This window comes from Streptomyces sp. NPDC005722, assembly GCF_040630935.1.
Lineage (GTDB): Bacteria > Actinomycetota > Actinomycetes > Streptomycetales > Streptomycetaceae > Actinacidiphila.
On the sequence record NZ_JBEXYN010000062.1, the window covers coordinates 1 to 16,555 of the forward strand.

At 68.1% G+C, this 16,555-nt stretch carries 11 protein-coding genes and 3 pseudogenes; 9 read left to right on the plus strand and 5 right to left on the minus strand.

Annotation, left to right across the window (positions count from 1 at the left end; translation table 11 throughout):
* Positions 1-561 precede the first annotated feature (561 nt).
* Entirely contained in the window at positions 562-939 is a 378-nt protein-coding gene (locus tag ABZ479_RS38020; RefSeq protein ID WP_500465835.1) for a hypothetical protein, read from the plus strand.
* A gap of 312 nt (positions 940-1,251) precedes the next feature.
* Here the strand turns inward: ABZ479_RS38020 and ABZ479_RS38025 are convergent.
* Positions 1,252-1,359 (minus strand): annotated as a pseudogene (locus tag ABZ479_RS38025) (transcriptional regulator); the annotation flags it as partial.
* Between the two features lie 47 nt (positions 1,360-1,406).
* Between ABZ479_RS38025 and ABZ479_RS38030 the strand changes: the two are divergent.
* The 4 genes and pseudogenes from ABZ479_RS38030 (at position 1,407) to ABZ479_RS38045 (ending at position 4,519) form a co-directional block, all read left to right on the plus strand.
* On the plus strand, positions 1,407-2,969 hold the full coding sequence (locus ABZ479_RS38030) for an isocitrate lyase/phosphoenolpyruvate mutase family protein (RefSeq protein WP_500465836.1): 1,563 nt from the start codon (positions 1,407-1,409) through the stop codon (positions 2,967-2,969).
* Positions 2,945-3,151: pseudogene (locus ABZ479_RS38035) on the plus strand (IS630 family transposase); the annotation flags it as partial. The gene ABZ479_RS38030 and the pseudogene ABZ479_RS38035, both read left to right, overlap by 25 nt.
* Positions 3,152-3,398: 247 nt before the next feature.
* Positions 3,399-4,169, plus strand: a complete 771-nt coding sequence (locus ABZ479_RS38040) for a transposase (protein ID WP_500465837.1) — start codon at positions 3,399-3,401, stop codon at positions 4,167-4,169.
* Complete coding sequence (locus ABZ479_RS38045; RefSeq protein ID WP_500465838.1) at positions 4,166-4,519, plus strand: hypothetical protein; 354 nt, start codon at positions 4,166-4,168, stop codon at positions 4,517-4,519. The genes ABZ479_RS38040 and ABZ479_RS38045 overlap by 4 nt, the downstream gene beginning before the upstream one ends.
* Positions 4,520-4,747: 228 nt before the next feature.
* On the opposite strand, the gene ABZ479_RS38050 is transcribed toward ABZ479_RS38045, so the two are convergent.
* Positions 4,748-7,051, minus strand: coding sequence for a SpoIIE family protein phosphatase (locus tag ABZ479_RS38050; RefSeq protein WP_500465839.1), 2,304 nt, complete (start codon positions 7,049-7,051; stop codon positions 4,748-4,750).
* A 173-nt stretch (positions 7,052-7,224) separates the two neighbouring features.
* Between ABZ479_RS38050 and ABZ479_RS38055 the strand changes: the two genes are divergently transcribed.
* Entirely contained in the window at positions 7,225-7,995 is a 771-nt protein-coding gene (locus tag ABZ479_RS38055; protein WP_500465840.1) for an aminoglycoside phosphotransferase family protein, read from the plus strand.
* 391 nt (positions 7,996-8,386) lie between these two features.
* Here the strand turns inward: ABZ479_RS38055 and ABZ479_RS38060 are convergent, their stop codons facing one another.
* The 3 genes from ABZ479_RS38060 to ABZ479_RS38070 all read right to left on the minus strand — a co-directional run bounded on the left by ABZ479_RS38060 (position 8,387) and on the right by ABZ479_RS38070 (position 13,352).
* The gene (locus ABZ479_RS38060) at positions 8,387-8,899 is read right to left on the minus strand and encodes a P-loop nucleotide/nucleoside kinase family protein (protein ID WP_500465841.1); all 513 of its coding nucleotides are present in this window, start codon (positions 8,897-8,899) and stop codon (positions 8,387-8,389) included.
* Between the two features lie 534 nt (positions 8,900-9,433).
* Positions 9,434-11,398 carry a SpoIIE family protein phosphatase gene (locus tag ABZ479_RS38065; RefSeq protein WP_500465842.1) on the minus strand — a complete coding sequence of 655 codons (1,965 nt, stop codon included), beginning with the start codon at positions 11,396-11,398 and terminating at the stop codon, positions 9,434-9,436.
* A 475-nt stretch (positions 11,399-11,873) separates the two neighbouring features.
* On the minus strand, positions 11,874-13,352 hold the full coding sequence (locus ABZ479_RS38070; RefSeq protein ID WP_500465843.1) for a dihydrolipoyl dehydrogenase family protein: 1,479 nt from the start codon (positions 13,350-13,352) through the stop codon (positions 11,874-11,876).
* Positions 13,353-14,461: 1,109 nt separating this feature from the next.
* Between ABZ479_RS38070 and ABZ479_RS38075 the strand changes: the two genes are divergently transcribed.
* The 3 genes and pseudogenes from ABZ479_RS38075 (at position 14,462) to ABZ479_RS38085 (ending at position 16,336) form a co-directional block, all read left to right on the plus strand.
* Positions 14,462-14,791 carry a hypothetical protein gene (locus ABZ479_RS38075; protein WP_500465844.1) on the plus strand — a complete coding sequence of 110 codons (330 nt, stop codon included), beginning with the start codon at positions 14,462-14,464 and terminating at the stop codon, positions 14,789-14,791.
* A gap of 70 nt (positions 14,792-14,861) precedes the next feature.
* A pseudogene (locus ABZ479_RS38080) lies at positions 14,862-15,027 on the plus strand (IS5/IS1182 family transposase); the annotation flags it as partial.
* A gap of 52 nt (positions 15,028-15,079) precedes the next feature.
* On the plus strand, positions 15,080-16,336 hold the full coding sequence (locus ABZ479_RS38085; protein ID WP_500465869.1) for an MFS transporter: 1,257 nt from the start codon (positions 15,080-15,082) through the stop codon (positions 16,334-16,336).
* The last annotated feature ends 219 nt before the right edge of the window (positions 16,337-16,555 follow it).

Consider the following 16,555-nt stretch of genomic DNA (forward strand, 5'->3'; position numbering starts at 1 on the left):
CCGGCGACACCGCCCTGCCCACCGAACTCACCGCATAGCCTCAAAGAAGAGATCACCGAGTGGCCGTCGATACACCACCCCAACGGACGTGACCGTGCGCTGAGGGCGCTGAGGGCCGGACTGCGGACTCACTCCGTCCGGCTCTCAGCCTTCCGCCGGTCAGCTCAGAGTGGGGCGCAGGGTCTGCGACGCCGCCGCGCCGGCCGCGTGGTGGCGTTCTTGTGCAGGCGGTAGCTGTAGGAGCCGCGGGCTGCGGTCTTCACCGAGAGTGCGACGGTACCGTGGAGCTCTGTCGAGCGAAGCTGAGGGTCGCCCATCTGGTGCCGTTCCATCGCTGGATGGAGACCAGGGCTCCCGCCTCGGCCGGTACGGCCTTGCCGGTGACCTTCACAGTTCCTCCGAGCCGGATCGAGGTGGTCGAAGCCTTGGCCGTGACCGCCGCGTTTCACCTGTACGAAGGGGCTTGCCGATGTGGCGGGGCGCGGCTGTGTCGGTGCCGGCTTCCCCGCGTAGACCAGCCGGAAGCACCCCCGGCCGGCCGGCGTCACCGAGGCTGACACGGTGCTGCTGGAGCCGGAGGTGCGCTCGGCAACCGTCTTCCAGGTGGTGGTTCCCGCGGACTTGGCAGAATTGCTCGTGTGCATGCGACTCCCCCATCCGGCGGTTATGGCGGGCGATGCATTGCTGTCCGTTCTGGAGCGCATCGATGTCGGAGTTGTGGTGCGCCGGATGACGTTCGGACTCGGCCGGCTGCCGGCCTACACCGATTTCGAGTGGCGCGGGGACCGGACGGCCGTAGTGCGCTGGAATGTCGAACTTGTACTGCGCTGGCTGGTCAACGGGCTCTCGCCGGACGATTATCTGCGTTCCGAACTGCACGAGGTGCTGCGTACCCGCGCCGTCGCCGGGCAGCCGATCAAAGACAGCATCCTGGGGTAACGCCGCGGTGCGCGGATGCTCTGGGAGGCGCTGCTCGACCTGGCGGATGGCGAGGACCGGGTGGTGCTCGTCAGGGAGTGGGACACGGTCCGGGGGTGTCTGGAGGAATAGGTCGACCTGGTCGTGGGTGTGTTCGCAAGGGCCTACGCTGACCAGCAGGACGCGCCATCAACGGCTGGTGACCGGCGTCCCCGTACGCTGTTCGACCGGCTGTGCGCTCGGCTGCCCGTCACGATCGATGACCGGGACTGGGCCGCCCGGCTGGGGTTCGACTCGGCGGAACCGCACAGACCCTTCAGCGCCCGACCGCGGGGTCCAGGCGCGTCCGTCGAGCAGCGCCTGGCAGAAGGCGGCCCGGGCGCGGTCGGCAAACAGGGCGGCGGTCTTGGCGAGTGGGGGAACAAGGTCATGATGCCGCAGGGATGGTTCGGGGAGCAGCGAACTGTCCCGGCACTAGCGTCAGGGCCATGACGTCGACGATGCATGAGTTCGACCGCTATGAGGACGTGCGAGCGGCGCTTGCCGACCCGGCACTGGTCCCGGAACTGCCTGCTGCCGACGACGGTCCTGCAGGGGCGAGTGTCGCATGGCTGCGTGCCACCGTGGCCCGATTTAGCTCTGGTGAGCAGCACCGGCGGCGGCGCGCTCTGGTGGAGGACGAACTGTCCCGGCTGGAGCCCGCCTCACTACGGCGGGCGGTGGCGGCGGGGCCGGAAGGGGAGGTCCGCGTGCGGGTGGTGCATATTCTCGCCGAGGCCCTGGGGATGTCGGAGCCCAGGATGGTCGCAGAGGCGGTGACCGTCGTTGCCGGGGCCTACTTCGGGGGTACGGACGCAGCCGCTGACGAGGCGGTGGCCCATCTCATGGCGCAGTTGGCGCCAAGGAACGCGACTGAAGACGGCTTGGAGGCCGCTGCCAACCGCATCGGGCTGCTGGTGCAGGCCTGCTCGGCCACGGCTGCCCTGGTGGAGGCCGCGGCCGACAGCGACGTACCGCTGGCCCGGGTGCTCCTGGAGGCTCCGCCGGTATCGGCGATGCGCCGGGTCGCCACGCGTACCACCCGGGTCGCCGGTCGGGAGATCGCCGAGGGCGATGTGGTTCTCCTGGATCTTGCGGCCGCCCATCGCGTGCACCCCGTATCGCTCACCTTCGGCGCACCACCGCGGGTCTGTCCCGGCCGGGCCCATGCCCTTGCTCTGGCCGACGGCCTGCGCCGACGCCCGCTGACCGACTTCGCCCGCCTGCATCACCAGGCCACCCCGCTGCTGCTTCCCAACGCCTGGGACTACGCCTCTGCGGCCGCTCTGGCGGCACAGGGCTTCGCGGCGATCGGCACCACAAGCCTGGGCGTGGCTGCGGCCGTCGGCCTGACGGACGGGGCGGCCGCGACCGCCGAAGCGACCTTGGCTCTGGCCCGCCGACTCGGACGCGGCTCCTTCCTGTACACCGTCGATGCTGGAGGGGGCTTCAGCGACGATCCGGAGGAAGTGGCTGAGCTGGCCCGGAGGCTCTCCTCCGCAGGAGCCGGAGGGATCAACCTCGAGGACGGCCGCCCCGACGGCACCCTCGCCCCCGTGGAGTTGCACGCCGCGAAGATCGCTGCCGTCAAGGCCGCCGTGCCGGAGCTGTTCGTGAACGCCCGCACCGACACCTACTGGCTCGGACGCCAGGAGGAGGAGACGGCGGCGCGCCTCGCGGTCTACGAACAGGCCGGTGCGGACGGGGTGTTTGTGCCAGGGCTGTCGGACCAGGACGAGATCGCCGCGCTGACGGCAACCCTCGTCGTCCCGCTGAATATTCTGTACACACCGACCGGACCCGCCCTCACCGACCTGGCCGCACTGGGTGTGCGCAGGATCAGCCTCGGCTCGATGCTCTACCGCAGGGCCCTGGCGGCGGCTGTGGCCACCGCGACGGCCATTCGCGACGGCCGGCCGGCGGATCTCGTGACCCTCTCCTACGCAGAGGTGCAAGCATGGGGAGAGCCTGAAGGGATGCCGCGGGCTACGCGTCCCGGGCCAACCCCATAGAGGCTCCCTTCGGGCCGCTGCGGCAGTTCACCGTCGCCAACTCCCGCCACCGCAACCACACCGTCCAGACCCGGGCCTTGCACGCCTACCTGCGATAGCCCAACCAGGACGCCCGACACCCCGACGTCCTTGCCGCACAACGGACGAAGTGTGCTCGCATCCGCAGCCAGAAGGGTCTGCGTGGCGTGGCTGGAACAACGGTGCCCGACCACGATCTCGACGCCGCCGTCTCCCACGCCCACCATGCCCTCGACACTGCCTTGAGCACCGGCGCGGCCCGGTGCCGAGGGCTGGTCACCAGCCTGGAGCAATGCTCGAGACCCGTGGATCAGTCCCGGGAGGGGACGCGGAGGGCGTACCTTCCCGAATGATCCTTTGACGGTCACCGAGTAGGCCCGCGTTCGCAGCGCGGGTCGGGAGGGCACGCCCATGCTCAGCGTAGTCACCGACGACGGCTCCACCCAGTCCGGCACCCTGATCGACGAGATCGTGCGCGAAGGCTGTCGCCGGATGCTCGCCGCCGCGCTGGAAGCCGAAGTCAACCAATACATAGCCGAGGCGGCGGCCGAGACCGACGGCGTCGGCCGCCGCCTGGTGGTGCGCAACGGATACCACCAGGTGCGGACCGTGGTCACCGCGGCCGGGCCGGTGGAGGTGAAGGCGCCGCGGGTGAACGACCGGCGGGTGGACGAGGCCACCGGGGAGCGCAAGCGGTTCTCCTCCAGGATCCTGCCGCCCTGGTGCCGTAAGTCGCCGAAGATCTCCGAGGTGCTGCCGCTGCTGTATCTGCACGGCCTGTCCACCGGCGATTGCGTCCCGGCACTCGAGCAGTTCCTCGGCGGAGCGGCGGGCCTGTCCGCGGCGACCGTGACCCGGATGACGAAGCAGTGGCAGGACGACCACGCCGCATTCCAGGACCGGGATGAGCTGCTTGCTTTCTACAACTTCCCGGCCGAGCACTGGATTCACCTGCGGACCACGAACCCCATCGAGTCAGCCTTCTCCACCGTCAAGCTCCGCACCAAGGTCACCCGCGGCGCCGGCAGCCCGGCCGCAGCCCTCGTGATGGTGTTCAAACTCGTCGAGTCTGCCCAGACACGCTGGCGGGCAATCACCGGAGCCCACCTCGTCCCCCTGGTCCGCGCAGGCGCCTGGTTCGAGAACGGCATCCTGGTCGAGCGACAGGAGCAGGCCGCGTGAACACGGGAAAGGACTACGGAGACTGCCAGATTTATGTGCGAGGCGGCCATCGCGAGTCCGTGACGGCGCTCGTCGCGGCGACTCTCGGGGCCTGCGCCGACGATCACTACACCATCCGATCAGGTCGGATGGTCTTCGAGATCCGACTCAACCCGGACGACGGGCTGGCCGAAGACTTCATCGGGTGGCCTTTCACGATCGAGGCGGAAACCGACGGCTCCGACCCCGTCCTCGTCGAAGCAGTGTCACGCGTGCTCAAAGCAATCTGGAACCGCGGCCTCGACGCCGTTGCCGCCTGCGACTTCGAGGACGAGCTCCCGGACCTCGGCGGACTCCCGCGCTACCACTGAACCACGCCGAATCCGCAAGTCTTGACTATTCCTCACCAGCCTGCTCCCCCGGCTGGAGGCCCACCGTGCCGGCCACACCGCGGCCAGCGCCTCTCTCGATGAAGCCCGCCAGCGGCTGGCCTCGGCCGCCTGACAACCCACATCCTGATTTTTTCGGGTCATGTGGGCACCACGTTTTCGGTGACGACCGGCGTCAGAGTTGGGCGCCGTTGGTGGCGCCGATTGTGCTCAGCACACGCCCGCCCACGACTGCGCCCCGCTCAAACCGCTGACCGACACCTCTGCCCAGACAGACTTCCCGTCAGCGTGGTAACGGGTGCCCCATCGGTCGGCGAGACTCGCGATGATGAAGAGCCCCCGCCCCGTCTCATCGCTGGTACGAGCATGCCTGACATGCGGAGAAGTTGGGGCACCGTCGCTGACCTCGAAGGTGAGGCTCTGGTCAAGGATCAAGCGGAGCCGCAGCGGGGGACTTCCGTAGCGGACGGCGTTGCCGACGCATTCGCTGACGATGAGTTCGCTGGTGTAGACGATTTCCGCGTCAAGGCCCCATGCTTCCAGCTGCCGCCGAGCCGCCGCTCGAGCGATCGGCGCCGCCTCAGGGCCCTCCGGCAGAGCAAGAGTGAGGACCCGGTCCGCGGGCAGTGCCTTGGTGCGGGCAAACAGCATCGCGGTCTCGACGGGAAGTGGGCCATCTGCGAGTTGGTGAGCGAGGGTGTCCGACAAAGCCACGAGCGGTCCCGAACCAGCCGATTCCAGCAGCGGGCGCAGAGGGCCGGCCGCCGTCGGCACCTCGGTGGTCGTACTCATCACGATGGTGCTTCCCACAGGCAGTGCGAAGGTCGCAGCGGGAAAGGGTGCCGTGTCACGTGCTGCAAGCTGAGGTCCGGACTGCGCCACGAGACCGGTTGAGGTGCCGTCGGGAAAGATCGCGAAGGATTCAGGAAGTCCAGCGCATGCGGTGGTGCAGGTGCGGTCCACGGGGTCGTAGATCGCAATGGCACAGCCGGCGGTGAGGGGTTCGCTATGCAGCGGATCCACAGGCGGCAATGCGGCGCGCGCGGCGACGAGACGCGCCGTTGTATCGCTCAACCGGGCGAGCAGTTCGTCGGGCTGCAGGTCCAGAGCGGCAAGGGTGTGGACGGCTGTTCGCAAGAGTCCCATGGTGATGGCCGCAGGGATGCCCTTGCCCGCCACGTCTCCGACGATCAGTGCGGTGCGCGCGCTGGGGAGTGCGATGGCATCGGACCAGGCACCGCCACCTTCTTCGCCGGGGATGTGCAGATGGCGGACCTCGAGGGTGGCCTGGGTATCGGGCTGTGGTGGGAGGATCCTGCTCTGGATGGTGGAGGCGATGATCCACTCGCGCATGTACCGACGGGCGTTGTCGATGCACAGTGAGGCATGTGCGCCGATCGCGGACGCCGCGTCAAGGTCGCCTTCGTCGAAGGGTGCTTCCCCCTCGTGACGGAAGAAGGTGACCATCCCGAGCAGCTGTCCTCGAACCGTCAATGGGGCCACGATCAGCGAATGAGCACCAGATCGCCGGATCTCGTCCGCCTGCTCCGGCTCCGCCCACGCACACGCTTCCTCGACCGACACCAGGCGGGCTTGCGGGGCGCACAGGATGCGGGCGGTGGGAGTGCCGGCAGTGAGGGAGCGAAGTGTTCTACGTGCCGAGATCCGGCCCAGGATGGCAGCTTGGCGCAGAGAAACGGCCTTCTTGACCGGCGTTCGCGGAGGGTCCTGTCCGCGAACCACCTCTTCGACCACCTCGACAGCTGCGGTCCCGGCGAATGCGGGCACCACGGCCGCGACCAGCTCCCAGCTGACGTCCGTGACGCTCAGACGGTGTCCTACGTTCGCGCGGATCCGCTCCAGTAGGGCTCGGTGTTCCCTGGCTCTTTCTCGCTCAGTCACGTCAAGCGTGCAGGCCACGAGCCCCTGCACGCCTCCGGACGAGTCTTCCAGACGGAAGTACGAAACGGCGTAGACGCCGTAGTCGGACCGGCCCGACGGGTGCCTCCTGCGGACGAGCCGGTTCACCGCGGCGTGCCCACTGTCGAGGACCCTGCGCGCCACGGCGGCTTCCTCCTCTACACCCATGAACGCCCAGACCTCGGGGAAAAAGCCACCCAGCGAGCTTTCGGTGGACCCGTCGCCTGCCGCTTCGACGACCGCGCTCGTCCGGACGATGCGCAACTGCTCGTCGAGGATGTACAGCGGCACAGGCAGATGATCGAACACAGCCCTCAAGATCGCGGTATCCCGGGTTGCCGACGAACACCCGGCTGCGAGGACTCGCCAGACCACAGCACTACCCCGCACGACGGGCTTGACCACGACCGTGGCCGCTTCCGCTACGCCTCCGTGCCGCCCTGCCCCGTCCGTGGAGACGTCGTGCATGAGAGCAGCCACGGACCGTCCGACGGTGTCCGCTGCAGAGCGCCCAAACAGCTCCTCAGCCGCACGTTCCCACTCGATCACCCGGCCCGCCTCATCGACGAGGGCGAGCGCCTCACCGCTGGGCATGTGAGCACCTCCGACCTATACCTGCCCGCATCGCAAAGGATGCAGCCGCAACAGCCGATAGCTACACCCATCGGCTCAGACCGTTTGCCCGACGCTGAAAGGCTGCGGGTTTTGGTGAAGGCGGTTGATACGTATCAAGCGCTGGTCGTCAGCCGCGCGGTAGCGTCCCGCGCATGGCGAACGAGGACGTGTTGCAGGACCAGCCTCACCGGAAGGTGGTACGGGTCGGAGACACCGTTCGCCGCCCCGCCCAGTCTTGGACACCGACGGTCCACGCCTTGCTCAGGCATCTGGAATCGGTGGGCTTCCCCTACGCTCCCCGGCCCCTGGGCTTCGATGAGCAGGGCAGGGAGGTGCTCACCTTCATCCACGGCGAGTCCGGACCGCAGGGTTGGGCCAAGGTGGTGGAAGACCAGGGCCTGTCCGCCTTCGCCCAGCTGCTGCGCGACTACCACGACGCGACCGCAGGATTCTCGCCCCCGGCCGAGGCAGCCTGGTCCGACAGCTCACTCGCGCCCGGCGAGGGCGAGGTGATCTGCCACGGCGACTTCGGCCCGTGGAACGTCGTGTGGCAAGGCAATCGCCCCGTGGGGATCATCGACTGGGACTTCGCCCGGCCGGCGCCGCGGATGCACGATGTGGCCTACGCGCTGCAGTACGTCGCCCCATTTCGCGATGACGCCGAGTGCCTGCGCTGGTTGCGCTACCCAGAGCCGCCCGACCGCCACCGGCGTCTGGAGCGCTTCTGCGCGGCCTACGGCCTCACCACCACCGCTGGGGTCGTGGATGCAGTGATCGACAGGCAACAGGAGGACATCCATCTCGTACACCGGCTGGCCTCCCAAGGGCACGAGCCTCAGGCCACCTGGATCCGCGAAGGTCTGCTGGAGGAACTTGACCGCCGGCTCACCTGGAGCCGCTCGAACCGCCGTCTTTTCGAGTAGTACCCGTACCCGCCGCCCTCGCCGGCGCCGGATCTGCACGTCCAGATCTGGTCGCGGTGCAGGGTGACCTGTCGGCTGCTGTCCTACGGCCTGCACGACCACGCTGTCACACGCCCGTGTGGCGGCTCGCCGGCTGGTGTCGTCGCCCTGGACGTGCCGACACATGCCACGGTGGCGACCAAGGTCTTCCCCGCGTTCGGCCTCCAGGGACTCGTTGGAGGTTGAGGATGGCCGCCGCCATCGGTGGGCATGGTTGGGCTACCGACGAAATGAAGCTCCCGAGGTGACGGAATGGGCGGAAAAGGTCAGCGGGCTGTGCGACCGCCGCGCGCTCGTCTCCTCTCGCAGTGGAGGCTGACCATTCTCACCGACGGTTGGTGACCGGTCCGGGTCAGCTGTCGGTGCACGAGGGCCATGTGTCCATCGTCCACTCCCGCCAGCTCGGCCAGCCCGCCGGTGGCGTGGGAATCTCGCGGCCGTCGAGTTCTGCGGCGTCAGGCACCTGGAACTGCTCCCGCCAGGTATCCAGGTCGGCCTCGCTCATCGGGAACGTCTGATGCGGTGTTGTTTCCTGGCGGTGCGCGATGCGCGCGAGCTGGACGTCCTTGTCCACGGGCAGGTAGACCACCTGGCATGACGCCCCGACCGACCGGGCCAGCCAGCGCAGTGCCGACCGTTCATCGCGACTCCAGAGCCCGAAGTCGAGTACGACGCTGGTCCCCAGCCGCAGCGCCTGCAGGGCGACCGAGATGAGCCGCCCTTCGAGAACCCAGCGCTTGCCGTCGGCCATCGAATCGCCGAACAGCGGGATCATCCAGTGATCCGGGGTCAGCCGCAGCGCCCGATGGGTCGCGGCGAGCTCCTTGGCACGGGTGGTTTTCCCGGCCCCGGGGAGACCGACCATCAGGAGCAGGGTGGTGGCACACGGGTGCTGTGGATCGAAACGCTGTGACTGAGACATGACTTCCCTGATCAGGCAGGACGACCCGGCATCACAGGAACACGAGTGACTGCCGGCAGGACACTGATCCGGCGGTACGCCCCAGCACTGCCCCGCGCGGAGGGGGCAGGCAATGGCCGCGGTTACAGCAACCGCGGTACCGCCGCTAAGCGGCGGTTGTGGTCATGGGAGCACAGCAGCACATGCCTTGATCATAGGGGACAGCCGATCCTGCGGGACGGATATCTGTGCTGCGCTTGACCGCAAGCAGCCGGAACCGGCGCTGTCCTGTGCAGCGGCCATAACGGGACCCTGTCCCTGGTACCGACGACACCGGCATACCGCGATGCACCGGGAAACTCCGCGCTCCGTCACGGGACACTCACTCCTCGGAGGCCGCGTCTTCGCAGGTCAGCGGATTCCGTCGGCTGGCCTGGTTGCGCCGTCGAAGTACCGCGACAAGCATGCGCAGGCGGTCGAGCGGGAGTCGCAGAGCCGTCACGCGCGCCGGATGATCATCACAGCCGCGTCGTCGATGTGGTCCACCGCGACCATGGTGTCGAGGATTCGATCAGCGATCTCATCGGCGTTCAACCCGTCGTGGGCGGATTGCGCCGCGAGCGTCGCGACTCGCTCCAGCCCGGCTTCCAGCGTCAGGCTCGGGCCTTCGACCACACCGTCGGTAACCATGATCAGCGCGGCATTCTTGTCCAGGGTAAAGGTTCCCTTGTTGTACACGGCGTCGGGTAGGACTCCGAGCACCGGGCCGCCTGGCAGTTCACGGACGCTGTGCCTGCCGTCGTCGCCCACGTACAGCAACGGCACATGGCCCGCGCTGCAGCCCGTGACCCGTCCGTCGGAGGGGTCGATGTACAACATCGTGCAGCTGGCGAATCGCGCCGCGTCCATCGTGACGAGCAGGTCGTTCGTGCGCGTCAGCACGGTTGCCGGGTCCGGTTCGCAGGCGGCGATGGCACGCATGGAGGCACGCACCTGACCCATGGCTGCGGCGGCGTTCACATCGTGTCCCTGGGCGTCGCCGATCTCGAAGGCGACCGCGCCGTCGGGCACGACGAAGGCGTCGTACCAGTCTCCACCTATGTCCAGCCCGTCCCGGCTGGGACGGTAACGGGCGGTGACTTCCAGGCCCGGGAGACGCTTCGGCAGCCTGGGAAGCATGGTCTCCTGGAGCGCCACGGCCAACTCCACCCGCACTTCGCGAGACCTGACGCGTCGCAGCGCCTGGCCCGCGAGGTCGGCCAGAGTGCTCATGAGGGCCCGCTCGTCCGGGGACGAGTCATGCTCGCCGTCGTAGGTCACCGCCCAGCCCCCGAGGGGCTCACCGCCGACCGGGCTGAGGGAGGTGATCGAGACAGCGCAGCCGGATTCGAGCTGGTCGAAGTACGGGACCATGGCGCCCTCCGGCCAGCGGCGTACGTACTCCTCCTGGTTGCGCATGAACTGCGGCTTGCCCGTTCGTATCGCATGGGGCAGCGGGCTCGGATCGTCCAGCGACACGCCGTGTACAGCGGCCACCAGCCTCGGGATCCCGGCATCGGAGGAGACGCACAGGCGGCCTTCGGCAACGAGTGCCAAGGCGGCGCCGGTGCCACCGAAGGTCGCGGCGAGGCGTGTCAGGAGGACCTGCTGCACCTCTTGCTCTGTCGCCGCAGTGATCAAGGCGGAGGAAAACGCCGCTATCTCGGCGGCTCGCTGCCGCGCGGCACTCAGCGCGACGAGAGCTTTGCGTCGGCGCGCTTCGCGCTTGGTGTCGTCGCGGATCAAACCGAAGACCCGCAGCGGGCCGCCATACCCCAGCTGGACTCGACGGGCCTGGCAAGACAGAAGGTGCCAACCATCACGCTCGGTGAAGAACCTCAACCTGATCCAGGGAGACTGGGTGACGGTCGACCGCACGAGCCGCCGCAGAGCCCCCCGGTCATCAGGGTGGACTCGCCGGACCACGCTGGACAACGGTACGGAGGCCTCCGGGAACAGCATTGCCAGGGCCGGTGCACCGCCCAGCCACTCCAGCTGCTGCTCCTGAGGTGAGTACCTGCACACACCGAGGTTGGCGGCCTTGGCCGCCAACCGGAACGGGATCACGAGTCCGCCCAGGTCGTTCCCCGCGTTCAACGAGTGCAGCCACAGGAGTTGCACGCCGTCCGCAGGATCCCTCGTCAGTCGCGCCTCGACCAGGCAGACCAACGGTGCCGCACCCGGCCCGGGGAACTCCAGCACCCGCATCACGACCGTCATCGTCGTGGCGGCGTGGGCCACGAGGCTTTCGACCGCAGTCAGCTGGGTCGCGGGCAACAGATCAGCCATGTTGCGACCCACGCACTGCTCCGCCGGCCTGTCCAGGACCTTTGCCATGGCCGCGTTGAGGCTGCGGACGGCACCGTCCAGGGTCACGAGAGCCGAGGGGGTAGCCCTTCGGAGAAGCTGGTCCGAGGCGTCCATCGGTCACTTCCTGACAGATAGCGAAATCGCTTCTTCAACCAAATTCGGGCGCTTTCTTCCATGATCTCAGCAAAGGGATCCTTCGGCCGCGACGTCGAGCGACGTCAGTGAGAAACCTGCCGGGAGCGCGGCGTCACCGTGGCGACTTCAGCGGGAGACGACGGCGGCAGGCCCACCACGGTGGCCGAGCGACTCGTCGGGGGACAGATCGAGCGCCGTGACGTTTGAACCGCGGGATGCGGCCGGCTCATCGTCGCGGCATTCCTCGCGATGCGATCCCGGGATCGGACGGCGCCTGGGACGCCCCCCATTGAGCACGATCTCCCTGCGGGGGCTTGGCCGCTCTCGCCGCAGCAGACCAGCAAGAAGTAATCGGATACGCACAGTCCGTATCGGCGGGCGGCTGCGAGCAGGTCGGCACCGTGGGAAACGACGAGGCCCTCCTCACTGACGGGTACCACCCGCCCGTACGCGGTCAGCGACCACGTTGACCCTCCCTCTCCTGATCGCGCTGGTATGCGGCGAGGAGGAAGAGCCAGATCTCACTGATGGTCGGAAAGGAAGCGACCGCGTGCCTCAGTCGTTTGAGCGGGACCTCGCCGGCGACCGCAATGGTCGCCGAGTGCAAGAGTTCGCTGACACCGGGGCCGACAAAGGTCGCTCCGATGAGGATTTCCCGGTCGAGGTCGACGACCAGCCTGGCGTGACCCTGGTAACCGTCGGCGTAGAGCTTGGCGCCCTGGGCGACGTCGAAGTCGAGATCAACAGTCCTGATGCGATAGCCGGAGCGTTCCGCCTGCTCGGCGCTCAGGCCCACCGCGGCCGCCTCGGGGTCGCTGAAGAACACCTGGGGTACGGCGTGCTCGTCGGCGGTGGTGGCGTGGTCGCCCCAGGGCGCGTCGTCCAGCGGGCGACCCGCGGCGCGGGAACCGATCGCGTCACCGGCGGTTCGGGCTTGGTACTTACCCTGATGAGTGAGCAGGGCACGATGGTTGATGTCACCCAGGGCGTACAGCCAGTCGCCGTCGACCCCCTGCACCAGACAGGTCGTGTCCACATCGAGCCAGGACCCGGGGGTGAGGCCGACCGTGTCCAGGCCGATGTCGTCGGTGGCGGGCGCGCGGCCGGTGGCGCACAACACCTCCTCCGCTTCCAGCTCTCCGCCGTCGTCGAGCGTAAGGGTGACCGGCCCCTCCGGGTCCGGACGGCGCAGGGCTGTCACCTGGACATCGGTCCGGACATCCACGCCCGCCTCTCTCAATCCCTGAGCGACCAGTTCGCCGGCGAAGGGTTCCATGCGGGGGATCAAGCGGCGCCGGACGAGCAGCGTGACCTGGGAGCCGAGGCCCTGCCAGAGAGTCGCCATCTCGATGCCGACTCCGCCGCCGCCGATGACGGCGAGGCTGGTGGGCACGCTGCTGGATTCGGTGCCCTGCCGGCTCGTCCAGGGACGGGCCTCGGCGATACCCAGGATGTCGGGCAGCGCAGGCCGGCTGCCGGTGGCGATGGCCACCGCGTGCCGGGCCGTGAGGGTCTGCCGGGTGCCGTCGTCACGGGTGACGCTGACTCGTCGAGGCCCGTCGAGACGGCCGTGGCCACGGAAGAGGTCAGCTCCGACGGACTTGAGAAACAGAGCCTGTCTGGTGTCGTCCCAGTCGCGGACAGCACGGTTGCGACGGGCGAAGACGCCATCGGCGTCGACCCGACCGGTGACGGCCTGCCGGGCACCGTCCACGCGCCGGGCGTCGGCGATCGCAAGGACAGGACGCAGCAGCGCCTTGCTGGGCACGCACGCCCAGTACGCGCAGTCACCGCCGACCAGTTCCCGTTCCACCATCGCTACGGAGAGACCGGCGGCACGGGCGCGGTCGGTGACGTTCGCACCGGCCGGGCCCGCGCCCAGCACGATCACGTCGTAACGCGCGTCTACCCGGGGGTCGCGCGATTCGCTCATGTTCTTCCTCGCTTTTCCTGGGGGTGCCCGACGGCAGTCGAGGGAGTGGTGACGCGCCCGGTCGGTTGCGCCGGTCGGGCCGCCCGACAGGCGTCGGTGTGCGGGGTGACGAGCGACCGGACAGTGTCACGCAGTTGGCGAGGACATGGCCGTAGGTCGTTCGGTGTCCAACACCAGATCGCCTGCGAACCCGGGGGCGCTGACGCCCACGGCCCTGGGAACCTTGAAGTGTGACTCGCCGATGTCGGCTCGGGCAATGCGCGGGCCCGGGCCGGCGATGTGGCGGTGTGGGCCAGCGGGCTCCGCGCGGCAGGCAACTCCCCCGCACCGGCCTTGGCGACGCGCGCCCCTATGCAGGTGTGGGCGGACAGGCAGTAGGTGCAATTGTTGTACTCTGCGCCGGCGATTGCCAGCCGTTCCCGGACCGAGGGCCGGGATCATGGACGCTGGTCCGCCGCGTGGGCAGCACCGGCGCGGCAATCAGCACGAGTAGCCGGAGACCATCCCTCAGACCGGCGGCCGGTTCGTGCCGCGTATCGGCCGACGCATCCGCTCGGCGACGTCGGCGGGCAGTACCCCGGCACCTTTTGCCTGCGAAATGGTTGCCTCAGGAGCACAAGTCGCTGACTGGCGGAGTCCTCCCGGCCGGTACTGACGCAACCGGGCAGGCAGCCGTTGCCCAGATGTCACGGACCGATAGGCGGTCGACACCCAGCGTAACGTCGCACTGGGCCTTCACCCGCAGTCCGTCCACCACAGCAACACGGTAAGAGTTCGGGTGATGCTCGACGCAAATAGAGCACAAGAAACTCCAGCACCCTCCGAGAGGTAGGCATGCCGGAGTGCAGCAAGAGCCGTTTCCCGACGGGCCCCACGCCGGCGGAGGACTGCGGTACTCCCCCAACTCCGCCTTCCTGCGCTTCTGTTCTGGAGCAGGAGGGCTACGGCCACTACCTGAGCGACTTCGCGGCGACGGGAGAGGCCGCGACCGAGAGCCGATGACGGCAATCAGGGCGGGGCCCCCGAGCCCGAACGGCAGAGAGCCCCGTCTGCGGCACGAGGCCCAGCAAGGCCCCGCCCGTACCGTACACAGCAGTAAGGACCACACAGTGACCAGGGACATCGACATCCTGCACCCGGAAAACGGCGCGATCGTGCCGCCCGACCAGATCCCCACCGCTGTCACTGCGGGCCCCCTGGCCTACGGCGATGGCACGACCCAGACCTTCCGACCCGACGGAAGCACCTCCTATTTCGAGACAGGACGCCAGACGGAGGGCACCTGGTCCGTCGACGAGGGTGGCCGCTTCTGCTCCTTCTGGCCGCCCTCCTACCAAGCCTCCTACGATCTGCGATGGGTGGTGGAAGACGGAGCGGTCGTCGGCCTTCGGTTCACCGATCCCAGGAGCGGCACCAGCTTCGACGGCCGTTTCCAGTAACCCCACGTTCCGCCCGAGCCGGCAAGCCCGAGAGGTGGCCGACCGGCTTGGAACGGCAGATCGCTGTGAGTCTGCTGGAGGAACTCAGGACAGCCGGGGTGAAGCCGATCGTGGACATTCACCGAACGAGACACGACCCTCGCCGCGGCCGGTACTCCAAACCCTGGTGCCTACGTACGGACAAGGCCTACGACCGCGCTGACCTGCGCAGGTGGCTCCAGGGCAAGAGCCGCGGGAGAACGCATGACCGGAATCAAACCCAGCGCGGCCACACACCGTGCACCGCAGATGCGCGTCGTCACTGCGTCGTCGTGTGCCGCAGCGGTCCCGACCCAACCCGCGGCCGCACGAACTTCCAGCCGAACCCCTGTCACGGAGCCGGGCAGCAGGCGTGGCTGGGCGTCCGTGGGTGCCGTTGCACTCGGTGCGTTCGTCGTCGTCATGACGGAGACGCTGCCTGTGGGGCTGCTGCCGAAGATCGCCGAAGGACTGCATGTCTCGCTCGGTCTGGCGGGGCTGATGGTGCTCGTACCGGGTCTCAGTGCCGCCGTGTCGGCGCCGCTGTTCTTCCTTGGCTCCGGCCGCCTCAACCGGCGCCCGGTCATCCTCGTGCTAGGTCTGACGGTGCTGGTATCGAACGCAGTCGTCGCGGTGGCCCCGAGCTTCGCCCTGGTGCTGATCGCCCGTATGCTCCTCGGCGCCACCATCGGAGCCTTCTGGACCGTGGTCTCACCGGTCGGACCCAAGCTGGTGGGGCCGGCCGGCGGCACTCGTGCCATCACCATCATCGCGGCGGGTATCTCGGGTGGCACGGTAGTGGGACTGCCTGCCGGACAAATCCTCGGCAATCTGATCGGCTGGCGTCTCACCTTCGCCACCGCTGCGGCGGCCACACTACTTGTCGTCGTTGCCCAGACGATCCTCCTGCCGAGCATTCCACCGGACAAGAGTACGCACGTGCGTGATCTCCTAAAGACCGTGTCACGCCGAGCCGTTCAGTTCGGGATGGCGGCAGGCGCCGTGCTGTTCATCGGTCAGTTCGCCGCGTGGACGTACATCACTCCGTTCCTGACAGACCACACCCATCTGTCCAGTGGAGTGATCACCCTGCTGTTCGTCATCTACGGCTGCGGTGGCATCGTCGGCTCTCTCATTGCCGGATCGCTGTTCAAGCGCGGGGTGATCGGCAGCTTCGTCGGATCGACGACGGCGGTGGCCGCCATGCTCATCGGGCTGGCGAGCGCGGGAACCCTACCGTGGCTGACCGGCCTGCTGCTCGCACTCTGGGGCCTGATCTGGGGAATCGCGAACCCGGCAACCTTGGTCTGGCTACTCGACGCGGCCCCGGAAAACCAGGAGGCGGCATCAGCGGTGAACGTCACAAATCTGCAGGTCTCTCTGGCGTTGGGGTCCGCGCTCGGCGCGATTCTCGTGTCAACCACAACCCTGCAAACGGTGTTCTTCGTCGCAGGCTTCACCGTCCTCGGCGCTGGCATGCTCGCCGCGGTGGCGGGGCGGTTCGTGACACTCACACGGAGGACATGAAGAGGCTTGAGCAAGACGGGGGGGGCGAGTGCCTGCGGACCGGGGTAAGAAATTGCTCCTCGCGGGCGTATAGGGGCAATGGCATTGCGTTACGCGGGCGGTTCGATGGCGACGGCCTGTGCTGGTGTTTGAGTCCGTGCAAGATTGCAGGCCTCGGCGATGTCGAGGCCTGCGATTCGGGCCTCGACAAGACGAGCGACCTCGCTGGTCCAGTTGTGA